Annotated in this window: 15 protein-coding genes; 5 read left to right on the top strand and 10 right to left on the bottom strand. The window is 69.3% G+C overall.

Annotated elements, in window-relative coordinates; translation table 11 throughout:
- Positions 1-114 precede the first annotated feature (114 nt).
- The gene (locus ACFYWJ_RS02575; RefSeq protein WP_355270948.1) at positions 115-1,425 is read left to right on the top strand and encodes a glycosyltransferase 87 family protein; all 1,311 of its coding nucleotides are present in this window, start codon (positions 115-117) and stop codon (positions 1,423-1,425) included.
- Positions 1,426-1,536: 111 nt separating this feature from the next.
- Here the strand turns inward: ACFYWJ_RS02575 and ACFYWJ_RS02580 are convergent, their stop codons facing one another.
- Entirely contained in the window at positions 1,537-2,829 is a 1,293-nt protein-coding gene (locus ACFYWJ_RS02580) for a M18 family aminopeptidase (protein ID WP_355270946.1), read from the bottom strand.
- Positions 2,830-2,883: 54 nt separating this feature from the next.
- Between ACFYWJ_RS02580 and ACFYWJ_RS02585 the strand changes: the two genes are divergently transcribed.
- Positions 2,884-3,750, top strand: coding sequence for a helix-turn-helix domain-containing protein (locus ACFYWJ_RS02585; RefSeq protein ID WP_355270944.1), 867 nt, complete (start codon positions 2,884-2,886; stop codon positions 3,748-3,750).
- Here ACFYWJ_RS02585 and ACFYWJ_RS02590 read toward each other — a convergent pair.
- Complete coding sequence (locus tag ACFYWJ_RS02590; protein WP_355270942.1) at positions 3,747-4,178, bottom strand: MarR family transcriptional regulator; 432 nt, start codon at positions 4,176-4,178, stop codon at positions 3,747-3,749. The genes ACFYWJ_RS02585 and ACFYWJ_RS02590 overlap by 4 nt on opposite strands.
- Positions 4,179-4,238: 60 nt before the next feature.
- On the opposite strand from ACFYWJ_RS02590, the gene ACFYWJ_RS02595 reads away from it, so the two are divergent.
- On the top strand, positions 4,239-5,315 hold the full coding sequence (locus ACFYWJ_RS02595; protein WP_355270940.1) for a substrate-binding domain-containing protein: 1,077 nt from the start codon (positions 4,239-4,241) through the stop codon (positions 5,313-5,315).
- Positions 5,316-5,369: 54 nt separating this feature from the next.
- On the opposite strand, the gene purQ is transcribed toward ACFYWJ_RS02595, so the two are convergent.
- Together purQ and purS are read right to left on the bottom strand one after the other, a co-directional pair.
- Positions 5,370-6,047 (bottom strand): phosphoribosylformylglycinamidine synthase subunit PurQ, encoded by a 678-nt coding sequence (purQ, locus tag ACFYWJ_RS02600; RefSeq protein WP_355270938.1) that lies wholly within the window; start codon positions 6,045-6,047, stop codon positions 5,370-5,372.
- Positions 6,044-6,280 carry a phosphoribosylformylglycinamidine synthase subunit PurS gene (gene purS / locus ACFYWJ_RS02605; protein ID WP_022565847.1) on the bottom strand — a complete coding sequence of 79 codons (237 nt, stop codon included), beginning with the start codon at positions 6,278-6,280 and terminating at the stop codon, positions 6,044-6,046. Before purS ends, purQ begins: the two co-directional genes overlap by 4 nt.
- A 179-nt stretch (positions 6,281-6,459) precedes the next feature.
- Between purS and ACFYWJ_RS02610 the strand changes: the two genes are divergently transcribed.
- Complete coding sequence (locus ACFYWJ_RS02610; protein ID WP_355270937.1) at positions 6,460-7,104, top strand: MBL fold metallo-hydrolase; 645 nt, start codon at positions 6,460-6,462, stop codon at positions 7,102-7,104.
- Here the strand turns inward: ACFYWJ_RS02610 and ACFYWJ_RS02615 are convergent, their stop codons facing one another.
- The 3 genes from ACFYWJ_RS02615 to ACFYWJ_RS02625 are packed head-to-tail and all read right to left on the bottom strand — an operon-like array spanning position 7,105 to position 10,326.
- Complete coding sequence (locus ACFYWJ_RS02615) at positions 7,105-8,457, bottom strand: dipeptidase (RefSeq protein ID WP_355270936.1); 1,353 nt, start codon at positions 8,455-8,457, stop codon at positions 7,105-7,107.
- A 10-nt stretch (positions 8,458-8,467) separates the two neighbouring features.
- Positions 8,468-8,905 (bottom strand): hypothetical protein, encoded by a 438-nt coding sequence (locus ACFYWJ_RS02620; protein WP_355270934.1) that lies wholly within the window; start codon positions 8,903-8,905, stop codon positions 8,468-8,470.
- Positions 8,902-10,326, bottom strand: coding sequence for an APC family permease (locus ACFYWJ_RS02625; protein WP_355270933.1), 1,425 nt, complete (start codon positions 10,324-10,326; stop codon positions 8,902-8,904). Before ACFYWJ_RS02625 ends, ACFYWJ_RS02620 begins: the two co-directional genes overlap by 4 nt.
- A gap of 176 nt (positions 10,327-10,502) precedes the next feature.
- Here ACFYWJ_RS02625 and ACFYWJ_RS02630 point away from each other — a divergent pair, with 176 nt between their 5' ends.
- Positions 10,503-11,897, top strand: coding sequence for a glutamate decarboxylase (locus ACFYWJ_RS02630; protein WP_355270931.1), 1,395 nt, complete (start codon positions 10,503-10,505; stop codon positions 11,895-11,897).
- A 50-nt stretch (positions 11,898-11,947) separates the two neighbouring features.
- Here the strand turns inward: ACFYWJ_RS02630 and ACFYWJ_RS02635 are convergent, their stop codons facing one another.
- The 3 genes from ACFYWJ_RS02635 to ACFYWJ_RS02645 form a co-directional block, all read right to left on the bottom strand.
- Positions 11,948-12,649 carry a DUF2334 domain-containing protein gene (locus ACFYWJ_RS02635; RefSeq protein ID WP_355270929.1) on the bottom strand — a complete coding sequence of 234 codons (702 nt, stop codon included), beginning with the start codon at positions 12,647-12,649 and terminating at the stop codon, positions 11,948-11,950.
- Positions 12,650-12,824: 175 nt separating this feature from the next.
- Positions 12,825-13,241, bottom strand: a complete 417-nt coding sequence (locus tag ACFYWJ_RS02640; protein WP_355270927.1) for a PIN domain-containing protein — start codon at positions 13,239-13,241, stop codon at positions 12,825-12,827.
- Positions 13,241-13,426, bottom strand: coding sequence for a hypothetical protein (locus ACFYWJ_RS02645; RefSeq protein ID WP_355270926.1), 186 nt, complete (start codon positions 13,424-13,426; stop codon positions 13,241-13,243). Before ACFYWJ_RS02645 ends, ACFYWJ_RS02640 begins: the two co-directional genes overlap by 1 nt.
- Between the last annotated feature and the right edge of the window lie 2 nt (positions 13,427-13,428).

Below are 13,428 nucleotides of genomic sequence, written 5' to 3' on the forward strand. Positions count from 1 at the left end.
TGGCTACGCGGAAGCCGCCCGCCCAGGGCCTGTGTTGCGAACAAGTGACAGACCTCGCACCCGGCCTGGTCACACCTACGCTTCGCCTCGCTACCTACCCGTTAGTCTGACGCCGTGAACGAGAGTCCGGGGGTTGCCGAGCAGGTCGAGTCGACTGCTCCCGCGCATGACGCGGTGCCGAGTTCCACTCCGGCCGGACCGTCGGCTCCCCCACCCGCGCGGACCGACCGGGACCGGCGGCTGCGCTGGCTGGCCGCCGCGATCGGATTGTTCGTCGTCTCGGCCGCGATCGCGCTGCTCGCGCACTGGTGGCACGGCTACATCGACCTGCGGGTCTACCGCAACGGCGCCCGCGTCTGGCTCGACGGCGGCGATCTGTACGGGCCGATGCCGCCGGTCTACGGGCTGGGTCTGCCGTTCACCTATCCCCCGCTGGCCGCGGCGTTCTTCGTGCCGCTGGCGCTGATGCCGATCCCGGTCGCCGAGGTCGTCGTGCTGGTGACCTCGCTGCTGAGCCTGGGGATCGCGCTGTGGCTGGTCCTGGTCCGGGTGCGTCCCGAGCTCGACCGGATCGCGGTGCTGACCGTGGTGATCGCCGGTCTCGGCCTGGCCCAATTCCTCGAACCGGTCCGCCAGACCTTCAACTTCGGCCAGATCAACCTGATCCTGATGGCCGCGATCGCCCTCGACATCCTGGTGCGCAAACCGTTCTGGCCGCGCGGCATGCTGATCGGCATCGCGGTCTCGATCAAGCTCATCCCCGCGGCCTACCTGCTCTACTTCCTGCTGAAGCGGGACTGGAAGGCCGCGATCACCCTGGTCGTGTCGGCCGTCGGCGCGGTCGGGCTCGGTTTCCTGCTGTTCCCGGCCGATTCGGTGGAGTACTGGTTCGACACCGTCACCGATACGGGCCGCATCGGCACCCCGTACTTCGCGGGCAATCAGTCGATCAAGGGCACGCTGTTCCGCCTCGGGATGGACGAGTCGGTCGCCACCGGGCTGTGGATCGCGCTGTCGGCCGTCACGGTCGCGCTGGCCGCGATCTGGATGTACCGGCTGATCGGCGCGGGCAAGGACGTCTCGGCGCTGCTGGTCAACGCGGCCGCCGTGCTGCTGGTGTCGCCGGTCTCGTGGTCGCACCACTGGGTGTGGGTCGCGCCGGCGCTGGTCGTCGCCGTCGATCAGGTCACCCGGCGTCGCTCGCGGGCGTTCACCACCGTGGTCGCGCTGTTCACCGTGATGTTCATCATCGGCCCGCAGTGGGTGCTGCCGCATTCCGGCGGCAAGGAACTCGACTGGGCGTGGTGGCAGCAGATCATCGGCAGCGCCTACGTCTGGACCACCTTCGCGGTGATCGTCTACGCCGTGATCACCTACCACCCCGCCAAGAAGGCCCCCGCCGCACCGGAACTCGCGACCGCCTGACGGCGGGATTCGCGCGGCGGCCCGGCTCACACCGGACCGGCAGGCTGCCACGCGGGGACACGTCGCGACCCGCCCGTGGCCCCGCCGACGGTGCGGTCCTTCGGTGTTCGCTCAGTCCAGGGCAGCCGGGGTGAGGAAGGCGGCGAGCGCGGCGGCGTAGGCGGGAACGTCGGCAGCGCCCATGAGTTCGCGGCACGAGTGCATGGCCAATTGCGGTGCGCCGACGTCGACCGTCGAGATGCCGGTGCGCGCCGCGGTCATCGGCCCGATGGTCGACCCGCACGGCAGATCCGCGCGATGCACGTAGCGCTGCAACGGAACTCCCGCCTGGGCGCAGGCCAGCGCGAACGCACCGGCCCCCGCCGCGTCGGTGGCGTAGCGCAGGTTCTGGTTGACCTTGAGCACCGGGCCGCCGCCGACCTCGATCCGATGCGCGGGCTCGTGCCGGTCCGGGTAGTTCGGGTGGGTCGCGTGGGCCATGTCACCGGAGGCGACCACCGAACCGGCCAGCGCGGCCAGGTAATCGGCCCGGCCGCCGCCGCGCGCCAGCACGATGCGCTCGAGCACCGCGGGCAGCAGGTCCGACTGCGCGCCCCGGTCGGACTGGCTGCCGACCTCCTCGTGGTCGAACATCACCAGCACCGGCGTCGCGGCGCCCGGCTCGTCGACGGCGGCGAGGAACGCCTGCAGCCCGGCGTAGCAGGTGCCCTGGTTGTCCAGGCGCGGCGCGCTCACCAGGTCGTTGTCCCGGCCGACCAGCGTGCTCGGCGCGAGATCGTGGGTCATCAGCTCCCAGCCGAGCACGTCGGCACCGTCGACGCCGGCGCGGTCGGCCACGAAATCCAGGAAGGAGGCCGGGGCGTCGCCGATGCCCCAGATGGCGTTCACGTGCCGCTGCGGGTCCAGCGTCACCCCGCGCCGGTCCTCGGACAGGTGGATCGCCAGCTGCGGCACCCGCAGGATCGGGTCGTCGATGCGGACCAGCACGTCGCTCATCCGCGCGCCGTCGCGCACGCTCAACCGCCCGGAGAGACCGAGTTCGCGGTCCAGCCAGGAGTTCAGCCACGCACCGCCGTAGGGCTCGAGCCCGACCAGCTGCCAGCCCGCCGTCGCCAGGTCGGGATGCTGCTTCACCCGCAGGTTCGGGCTGTCGGTGTGCGCGCCGACCACCCGGAACGGGTCGGCGGGCGCCGCGTCGAAGTCGGCCCACGCGATCAGCGAACCACCGCGCACCACATAGTGTTTCCCACCCGCGCTGTCCCACGCCTGCGCCTCGGTCAACGGCGTGAACCCGTTGGCGGCCAGCTCGGCGGCGACCGTCGCGCACACGTGGAACGGCGAGGGCGAGGCATCGATGAACGCGCACAAGCCACTCGCCGTGGCCGCAGTCAGGGATACAGGCACAGCCGCGATCCTAGCCCCAGGGTCGCCTGCCACGCGGGTCCGTAGCCTGGACGAGTGGGCAGTGTGGATGTCGACCGGCGGTCCGACGGTGACTGGGAATTCGCAGGTCCGGCCGCGGTGATGACGCCGGGTACCGGGATCATCGGCTACCGCGACGCGGCCGGGGCCGGGTTGGATCTGCGCGTCGCCGGCGCGGCGTCGGTCACCGTGCTGATCGGATTCGGGGATCGCGACCTGCGCGTCGACGACGCGTTCGGCAGCCGGACCCTCGGCGGCTTCGTCGCCGGACTGCCCATCGAGGCCATGCGGGTGCGGGCCGCGCGGGCGGCGTGCGTCGAGGTCCGGCTGTCACCGGTGCGGGCGTACTCGCTGCTCGGTGTGTCCCCGGCGGAGCTGGGCCGGGGCGCGGTCGACCTGGAGGACCTGTGGGGCGCGCGAGCCCGGCGGCTGCGTGCCCAACTCGCGTCCGCCCCGACCTGGGACGACCGCTTCGCGATCACCAGATCGTTTCTCGCGCACGGCGATCGGCCGACGCGAACGCCCGACCCGGAGGTGCTCGCCGGCTGGAGCCGCATCCTCAGCACCGGCGGCCAGGTGCGGATCGGTGCGCTCGCCGCCTCGCTCGGCTGGAGCCACAAGCGGCTGTGGGCGCGGTTCGAGTCCCAGATCGGCCTGACCCCCAAGCGGGCGGCCATGCTGGTCCGCTTCCGGTCCGCGGTCGACGAGCTGCTGGCGGGCACACCGGCCGCCGAGGTCGCGGCGGCCTGCGGGTACACCGATCAGGCCCACCTGTGCCGGGACGTGTCGGCCTTCGCCGACCAGACACCGGGTGCGCTGGTCCCGGCCTATCTGCCCACCATCGCCCGGGACCGCTACCGGGCCTGGGGAAGATTCGTCCAGCGCCCGGCGAATTCCGGCTAGAGCTCGGCGATGACGGACAGCGCGGCGGCCAGCTCGCTGTAGCGCCGCGCGCCCAAGCGGGCACGGAGCTCTTCCTCCGCGAGCTGCTCCTCGGCCCGGATCTTGGTGACCAGCTTCGCCCCGAGACTACTGAGCCCGATCAGGATCCGGCGGCGGTCGTCGGTGGCGGCGACCCGGAAGATCAGCCCGCGCTCGGCGAGATGATCGGCGTGCCGGGTGGCCGAGGACGGCGCCAGCCGCGCGGCCGCCGCCAATTCCGACATGGTCATGCCGTCGTCGGTGGACAACTGCGACAGAATCGCCCAGTGGTCGGCCGTGAGATTGTCGGCCGACAACGCCGATTCCAGCTGGCGCACCCAGTTACGTTCTGCCGAGCGCAGCGCGCCGTGCAGCGTGGAACACCCACTTATGATGGACACCGATTGCATTCCCACCTGCCGACACATTCATTCGAACAAACCTGTTCGCACTAGGCGTTAGAGTACAGAATGCCCACGTTCGACGAGAGTCGGGACGAAACGATCGAGATTCTCTCGATCGTGCCCACTCAGGGCCCCGGTGGCATCATCGCACCGTCGTGCACCGCCGCCATTTCCCTGGCTGTCGATGAAATCAATAGTGGGACAGGAATTCTGGGCCGGGAAATTCGGCTGACAACCCTCGACGGCGGCCGTCCGCCGTACGAGGTGGCCGCCGAAGTCGACGCGTTCCTGGCGACCGGAATGGTCGGCGCGATCACCGGCTGGCACACCTCCGCCGTGCGCCGCGCCGTCGCCGACGCCGTCGACGGCCGGGTTCCCTACCTCTACGCGACCGATCACGAGGGCCTGCCCGACGAGCGCCCCGGCGTCCTGCTTGTCGGCGAGCATCCCGATCACCAGACCGTGCCCGCCGTCGCCTGGATGGCCCGTGAGCTGGGCGTACGCCGCTGGGCGGTGATCGGCAACGACTACATCTGGCCGCGGCAGACCGTCAACGCGCTGCGCCGCGCGCTGCCCTCACCGGCCGACCTCGTGCTCGAGCAGTACGTGCCGCTCGGCACCACCGATTTCCACGTGTTCCTCGACAGCCCGGCCCTGCTGCGCGCCGACGCGGTGCTGATCCTGATGGTCGGCGCCGACACCGCCCGCTTCAATCGCCAGTTCACCGCGACCGGCCTGCCCGCGATCATGCCGCGACTGAGTCCGGCCGTCGACGAGAACGTGCTGCTGAGCGCGGGCCCGGCGGCCAATGCCAACATGTTCGTCGCGTCGAGCTTCTTCGTCGACGAGCACACCGCCGACGGCCGCGACCGCCGCACCCGCTACCGCGAGCACCACGGCGCCTTCGCCCCCGCGCTCACGACCTTCAGCAACTCCGCCTACGAGGCCGTCCACCTGCTGCGCACGCTGGCCGACACCGTCGGCACCCTGGACGTCCCGACCATCTCGGCCAGGCTCGCCGACGGCATCGTCCTGGACGGCCCGTCCACCCGCAACGGCTTCCTCGGCAACCAGGCCGTCGGCCCGGCCCACCTGGCCCGCACCGACGGCGTCGACTTCGACATCATCGACCGGCTGCCCTGAAACGGACGACGCCCCGGTCCTCGAAGCGAGGCCGGGGCGTCGGTGCGGGAGAACTCAGGCGTTGATCAGGCTGTCGATCACCGAGAAGAACATGCCGAGACCGTCGTCGCTCGGGCCGGTCAGCGCCTCGGTGGCGTGCTCGGGGTGCGGCATCAGGCCGACGACCCGGCCGTTGGCCGAGGAGATGCCCGCGATGCCGCGCTGCGAGCCGTTCGGGTTGTCGCCCGCGTAGCGGAACACCACGCGACCCTCGCCCTCGAGCTCGTCGAGCACCTGCTGCGACGCCTGGTAGCGGCCCTCGCCCGACTTCAGCGGGATGAGGATCTGCGCGCCCTGCTCGTAGCGGGAGGTCCAGGCGGTGTTCGTCGCCTCGACCTGCAGCCACTCGTCGCGGCAGATGAAGTGCAGGCCCTCGTTGCGGGTCAGCGCGCCCGGCAGCAGCCCGGCCTCGCACAGCACCTGGAAGCCGTTGCAGATGCCGAGCACCGGCAGGCCCTGACCGGCCGCGCGCACGACCTCGCCCATCACCGGCGCGAACCGGGCGATGGCGCCGCAGCGCAGGTAGTCGCCGTAGGAGAAGCCACCGGGCACGATCACCGCGTCGACGCCCTTGATGTCGGCGTCGGCGTGCCACAGGCTCACGGCCTCGGCGCCCGCCAGCTTCACCGCGCGGGCGGCGTCGACATCATCGAGCGTGCCCGGAAAAGTAATAACGCCGATGCGTGCGCTCACGAGACCCGAACGACCTTCCAGTCCTCGATCACCGTGTTGGCCAGCAGCGCCTCGGCGATCTGCTCGAGCTCGGCGTCGGAGACACTCTCGTCCACCTCGAGCTCGAATCGCTTGCCCTGCCGCACATCCGAGATTCCAGCGAATCCCAGACGCGGGAGCGCGCCGACCACGGCCTGTCCCTGGGGGTCCAGGATCTCGGCCTTCGGCATGACCTCGACCACGACTCGTGCCACGCGTTGCTCCTCATGTGGTGTGGGGGGTTACCTCGGAAATCCTAGTTGACCCGGCCGTCGTACCCGCCTTCCGGGGTAGCGGCGGCTGTGTTCGATGGCGCCGACCCCCGAGGGCCCTGCGTGGCCACACTCCGCTTCCGCCTCCGGGCCCACCGGGATCGGCGGCGATAGCATCGGGTATGCGCATCGCCCACTTCGGTCATTCCTGCATCCTCGTGGAACTGCACGGCGTGAAAGTGCTGTTCGATCCCGGCACCTTCGCGCACGGCTTCGAGGGCATCACCGGACTGGACGCGATCGCGGTGACCCACCAGCATCCCGACCACATCGATCCGACCCGGATCGAGGCGCTGATCGAGGCCAACCCGACCGCCCGCCTGCTGTCGGACCCGCAGACCGCCCAGCAGCGCGGCGAGGGCTGGGAGCCGGTCTCGGCGGGCCAGGTGCTCGACATCGGCGACCTGCAGATCACCGGCGGTGGCGGACGTCACGCCGTGATCCACCCGGACATCCCGGTGATCGACAACACGGTCTTCCAGCTCGGCACCGCGGCCGATCCGGCCCAGCTGGTGCACCCCGGCGACTCGCTGTGGGTGCCGCCGGTCCCGGTCGGCGTGCTCGCCATCCCGGCCGTCGCGCCGTGGATGCGGATCTGGGATACCGTCGACTACCTGCGCGCGGTCAATCCCCGCACCGCCGTCCCGGTCCATTTCGGGATCGTCGAGCCGGCGGCGCAGGGCATCTACTTCGGCAGGCTGACCGAGATGGCCCCGGCCGGGACCGAATTCCGGGTGATCCAGCCGGAGGACCAGGCGCAGTTCTGATCAGTGGTAGGTGCTGAGGAACAGCGCCTCGGCCAGCGCCATGTGCTCGATCTCGGTCGGGTCGACGCTCTCGTTGGGCGCGTGGATCAGGCACTTCGGCTCCTCGACGCCGATCAGCATGATCTCGGCCTTCGGGTAGGTGTCGGCGAAGACATTGCACAGCGGGATCGAGCCGCCCTGCCCCTCGGTGGTCACATGCCTGCCGTAGGAGGTCGCCATCGCCTGCTCCAGCGCCGAGCGCGCCGGTCCCTGTTCAGAAGCGACGAACGGCTCGCCGAGCGCCTCCACCTCGATCTCGAGCTGGGCGTTCCACGGCAGGTGCGCGCGCAGGTGCTTCTCCAGCAGGTCGAGGGCCTGCTTGGGTTCGGTGCCCGGCGGGATGCGCAGGTTGAGCCGGGCCCTGGTGCTCGGCTGGATCGCCGCCGACGATCCGACGACGGCGGGCACGTCCATGCCGAGCACGGTCAGCGCGGGCCGGGCCCACACCATGTCCGAGACGGTGCCGCTGCCGAGCAGGTCGACTCCGTCGAGCACGCCCGCGTCGGCCCGGAAGTCCTCGACCGGGTACTGCACGCCGGTCCACTTCTGATCGTCGGTGAGCCCGTCGATGGTGGTGTTGCCGTGTTCGTCCCGCAGCGACGACAGCAGCCGGATCATCGCGGCCAGCGCGTCCGGCGCCGGGCCGCCGAACATGCCCGAGTGCATCGGCCCCGCCAGCGTCTTCACCGTGACCACGACATTGACGTTCCCGCGCAGGGTCTGGGTGAAGGTGGGCACGCCGACCGCGAAGTTGCCGCAGTCGGCCACCAGGATCACGTCGGCCGCGAGCAGGTCGGGATTGGCGACGACGAACTTCTCCAGCCCGCCGGTGCCCTGCTCCTCGGAACCCTCCGACACCACCTTGATCCCGATCGGGAAGTCCGGCCCGATCGCGCGCAGGGCCGTCAGGTGGGTGACGATATTGCCCTTGCAGTCGGCGGCGCCGCGGCCGAACCAGCGACCATCCTTGTCGGTGAGCGTCCAGACCGGGGTGTTCCAGGCGTCGTCGCCCAGCGGCGGCTGCACGTCGTAGTGGCAGTAGAGCAGCACCGTCGGTGTGCCGGGCGGGCCCGGCTTGTGCCCGATGACGGCCTTGCTGCCGTCGGGCGTCTCGTGCAGGCCCACCTCGGTCAGCCCGGCCGCGGCGAACGCGTCGGCCACCCACTGCGCGGTCTGCTCGCAGCCCTCGGGCGGGAACTGGCGCGGGTCGGCGACCGATTTGAGCGAAACCAGCTCGGTGAGATCCTTTTTCGCCCGGCCCATCAGCCCGGCGATCGTGGTGCGCAACGCAGCCACTTCGGGAGTATCCGTCATCGCTCGCGCCTCACTTCGTGGTGTCGTCCAGCTTCAGGGTGTCGAGATGAGAAAGATAGTCCGACAGGCGATCCGGGCAGTAGACGGCGATGGTGAGGGCCACCGCCTGGGTGGTGTCGCGCGGGCCGATCACCGGGCGCTGCCCCGGCCCTGCCGCGCCGTTGGTGATCGAGGCCTGGTATTTCGCCTTGATCAGCGGCGAACTCGGATCCTGGCAGACCGAGCCGCCGTCCTCGCCGAGCGCGTCGGCGATCACCTGCGGCTCCGGTGCGGGCAGGCCCGCCGCGACCAGATCGTTGTGCAGCTGTTCGGCTTTGGTGGTGGCCTGGGTGCTCTCGCGGATCTCGCTGAAGGTGAGCAGACCGATCAGGGCGAAGACCACCAGCAGCACACCCGCGGTGATGTAGATCCAGCGGCGCTTGTGTTCGGGGGCGTCTCCGGTCGTCATACCTGTTCCCCTTCCGGAACGGCGAGTTTCCAGCTGTCCCTGCGATTTCGGTAGAACAGGTACGGGATCAGCAGACCGACGACGCCCATGCCACCGCCGACGATGAGCAGATACACCCACGGGCTGCCCGCGCCGAATTGCGAGGGCGGCACGAAGCCGATCGCGAAGGCCGCGATCGAGGACGCGGCGCCGAGACCGCAGAGCGCGAACAGGGCGGGCGCCCGATAGCCGCGCGGATGATCGGGATCGTCGCGGCGCAGTTTGGCGGCCGCCGCGAACATCAGCACGTACATGATCAGATACACCTGCGTGGTGATCACCGACAGAATCCAGTACGCGCTGGAGACATTCGGGATGAAGGCGTAGAGCAGCGCGATGAAGGTCGTGAACACACCCTGCGCCACCAGCATGTTCTGCTGCACGCCGTGCTTGTTCATCGTGGTCAGCCAGGGCGGCAGATAACCCTCGCTGCGCCCGATCAGCAACAGCCCCTTGGACGGTCCGGCCAGCCAGGTGAGCATGCCGCCGACCGCGGCCGCCACCAGCGCGATGCCGACGATCGGGGTGAGGAAGCCGACGCCGAAGTGGCTGAAGAATCCGTCGAACGCCTGCATCACACCGGCCGTGAGACTCAGGCTCGCGGACGGGACGACCCAGCTGATCGCCAGCGCGGGCAGGATGAAGATGACCAGCACCAGCCCCATCGCCAGGAACATCGCCTTCGGGAATTCCCTGGCCGGGTTCTTCAGCGACGACACGTGCACCGCGTTCATCTCCATGCCCGCGTAGGACAGGAAGTTGTTCACGATCAGCACCAGGCTGGCCAGACCGGTCCAGGCGGGCAGCAGGTGGCTCGAATCCATCGGCGCCGCAGACGGATTACCCTGCGCGAGAAACACCAGACCGAGCACAACCAGCACGGTGCCGGGAATCAGCGTGCCGATCACCAGGCCCATACTCGACAGCCCGGCCACCGTCTTGGTGCCCTGCGAGGATACGTAAACGCCTGCCCAGTAGACGGTGATGATCACGATCGCCACATACAGGCCGTTGGACGCCAGCGACGGATCGATGATGTACGCGAAAGTACTTGCCACATAAGCGAGCAGGCTCGGGTAATAAAAAATCGTCATGGCGAACTGACACCAGACGGCGAGAAAGCCGAGCGGCTTGTTCAGCCCGTCCCCGACCCATTTGTAGACGCCGCCCTGCCAGCCCGAGGCGAGTTCCGCGGCGACCAGCGAGGTCGGTAGCAGGAACAGAATCGCGGGAATGATGTAGAGGAATACACAGGCGAGTCCGTAGACCGCCATCGTGGGCGCCGAGCGGAGGCTGGCCACCGAACTCGTGGTCATCAGCGCCAATGTCACCCAGGACAAATACTTCGTCGTCGTCGCGGCTTTCGTCGCGGAGCCCGTCATCAGCGCTGCCTCCTGCTGTGTCTACACAACTAGCGGAAACCCTTGACCAACTGCCCAAGCATAGTAACTGTTCAGCATCCGACCAGTAGGCTCGAATCGAGGGCATACGCTACGCAATCGTTGCAGAATGCCATCAGAGCTATCACCTGGCAGTGCAGCTCCTGACTGGAGGAACCGTGGCCGAGAATCTCCGATCCCAAGACCTTTTCAGCCTTCCCGGATTCACCCGCCCCGCTCCGCACGGCGGCTTTCCCGCCGCCGAACTACCCGGCGACGTCGCCTACGAGATCGTGCACGACGAATTGATTCTCGACGGCGTCGCGCGGATGAACCTGGCCACCTTCTGCACGACCTGGATCGACGATCAGGCGCGCAGGTTGATGGCCGAATCGATCGACAAGAACATCGTCGACAAAGACGAGTACCCGCAGACCGCCGAGTTGGAGAAGCGGTGTGTGCGCATGCTCGCCGACCTGTGGCAGGCCCCCGATCCCGCGGCCACGCTCGGCACCTCCACCACCGGCTCCAGCGAGGCCGCGATCCTCGGCGGCCTCGCGGCGAAATTCCGCTGGCGAGCCCGTGGCGGCACCGGCGTGCCCAACCTGGTGAGCGGCCCGGTCCAGGTCTGCTGGGAGAAGTTCGCCCGCTACTTCGACGTGGAACTGCGGCAGGTGCCGTTGCGCGCGAACCGCTACACCCTGCACCCCGACGATCTGCCGAAATACTGCGACGACAACACCATCGCGGTGGTGCCGACCTTCGGTCAGACCTTCACCTGTCTGTTCGAGGACGTCGCCGCCATCAGCGCCGAACTGGACCGCATGCACGCCGCGGGCGGCCCGGACATCCCGATCCACGTCGACGCGGCCAGCGGCGGCTTCCTCGGCCCGTTCACCGCGCCGGAGCTGGTGTGGGACTTCCGATTGCCCCGGGTGAAATCCATCAACGCCTCCGGACACAAGACGGGTCTCGCGCCGCTCGGGGTCGGCTGGGTGATCTGGCGCGAAGCCGCCGATCTCCCCCGCGAGCTGGTCTTCGACGTGGACTACCTCGGCGGCAACATGCCCACCTTCAACCTCAACTTCTCCCGGCCGGGCGGGCAGGTGATCACCCAGTACTACGACTTCATCCGGCTCGGCCGCGAGGGCTACACCCGCGTGCAGTCGGCGATCTATCTCGTCGCCCGGCACTTCGCGAAAGGCCTGGCCGCGGCCGGCCCGTTCGAGCTGATCCACGCGGCCGAACCCGATCGCGGAATCACCGCGGTCGCCTGGCGGCTCACCGAGGGCGCCGACTACAACCTCTACGATCTGTCCGATCGGCTCCGCGCCCGCGGCTGGCTCATCGCCGCCTATCCGCTGCCCGCCGACCGTCAGGACGAGACGATCATGCGCGCGGTGTTCCGGCACGGCTTCACCGTGGACATGGCCGAACTCCTGCTCGCCGATATCCGGCGCGGCCTGCGCCAGCTCGAAGACAACCCGTGGCGGACACCACTGACCCGCGAGCAAGCGGGCGGGTTCACCCATGACGCCGCGCCCGAAGTGGCTCTGCCGCACACCCAGCCGTGACAGAGGCCACCGTCGCGCGCCTGATCGCCGACGCGCGCGACGGTGGCCGGTCAGGCAGCCCTGGCCGCGGCGAACGGCTCCCAGCGGTACACGTCGCTGCGGGCGCCGTGGTACAGCGCCAGGTCGACGGCGTCGAGCATCGCCTGGCGCGGACCAGAGCGCTGCAACTGCGCGGCCGAGATCGCCAGCCGCAGCACGCCGCCGCGCCGGGCGGTGCGCGCCGCGCCCATCACCAGCGCCCGGCACCACCACGGCTCGGCACGGAATCCCTCACCGATTCCGTACACCCGGGCGCGCTGGGCCACATCACGTTCCAGATCGAGGACGGCGGTCAGGCCGAGCGCGAGCCGGAAGCCGACATCGGGCAGCGCGGCCAGCGCGCCCGCCGAGGCGTCCCAGCGCGGCGCGGCGAAGAGCCGGGTACGCAGTTGCACCTGTTCCATCACCCGGTCGGCCGCCTTGAGCCGCAGCGTCGCCTCGTGCCTCGGCAGGCTCGCGAACTCCGCGCGACGGGTCTTGGTGGCCGCCTGGTCGTAGCCGTGCAGCACGATCGCGTCGCCCTCGAGCCGCCTGCCGCGCAACCACGACTGCGTCGCCGGATCGTCGACCAGCCGGTACTTGTTCTTCAACCGGGGCGCGACCAGCAGGGACAGCCGCACATCCCGCTGGTCCATCTCCGCCGCGAACTCGATCGCGGCGTCGCGGGTCGTGTCCCGGATCCCGGATACGGAAACGATCAGCTCAGCGTTCATGAACCTACGGTGTCAGCCCCAGGTGACACCCGCGTGCTCCACCGATGACGCCCCGACGAACATCCGCGCTCGCCTCACCACCGCTGCCAGTGCAGTGTTTGCGCGCGAGGCACGCGCACCGCCGGCCGGAAATCCGTACCGATCGTGTAGGCCAGCGGCAGGAACGCGGCGAGCATCACCTCGTCATACGGGACATCAAGGGCCGCAGCGAGTTCCCGCTCCAGCGGCGCCTGCGCGGTGGTCCACGACGCTCGGCCACAGCCACCACCGAGGCGTCCGCTGTCCCCAGCGGCAGATCGCGGTACTTCGCGACCAATTCGGCAATGCGAAGCCAGTCGGCGGGATGCACCGGCTCCACAGCGAACAGGCCTGCCGCGAAATCACCCAGGAAACGCACCTCCGCCTCAGCGCCGAGCCGGGTCCCGATCAGATAGGCGGCTTCGGTAATGACCAAAGTGGGCACGACCAGTGAACCGCGATGGGTTTGGAGCTGCCGGAGGATCTCATCGATCCGACCGGAGATATCCGATCGTCCGCTGTGCCCGGCAGCCGCTGCACCCCACGGCGGTGAACCGCAGCTCAGCCAGCTCACTACCGAGCGAGCTTGCGCTTCTCCCATCGCGCCAGGACTGGCAGCGACGCCAGGACCAGCGCCTCGCCGATCCAGAACCACGGATTGAGCAGGGCCAGCACGATGAACCCCAGGATGAGGGCGATGATCACCATCGGCAGGGCTCGGGACGGTCGTTTCGTCCCGAGCGCGTCGTCCTCGCTCATCC

The sequence above is a fragment of the Nocardia sp. NPDC003269 genome (assembly GCF_042888005.1).
Lineage (GTDB): Bacteria > Actinomycetota > Actinomycetes > Mycobacteriales > Mycobacteriaceae > Nocardia.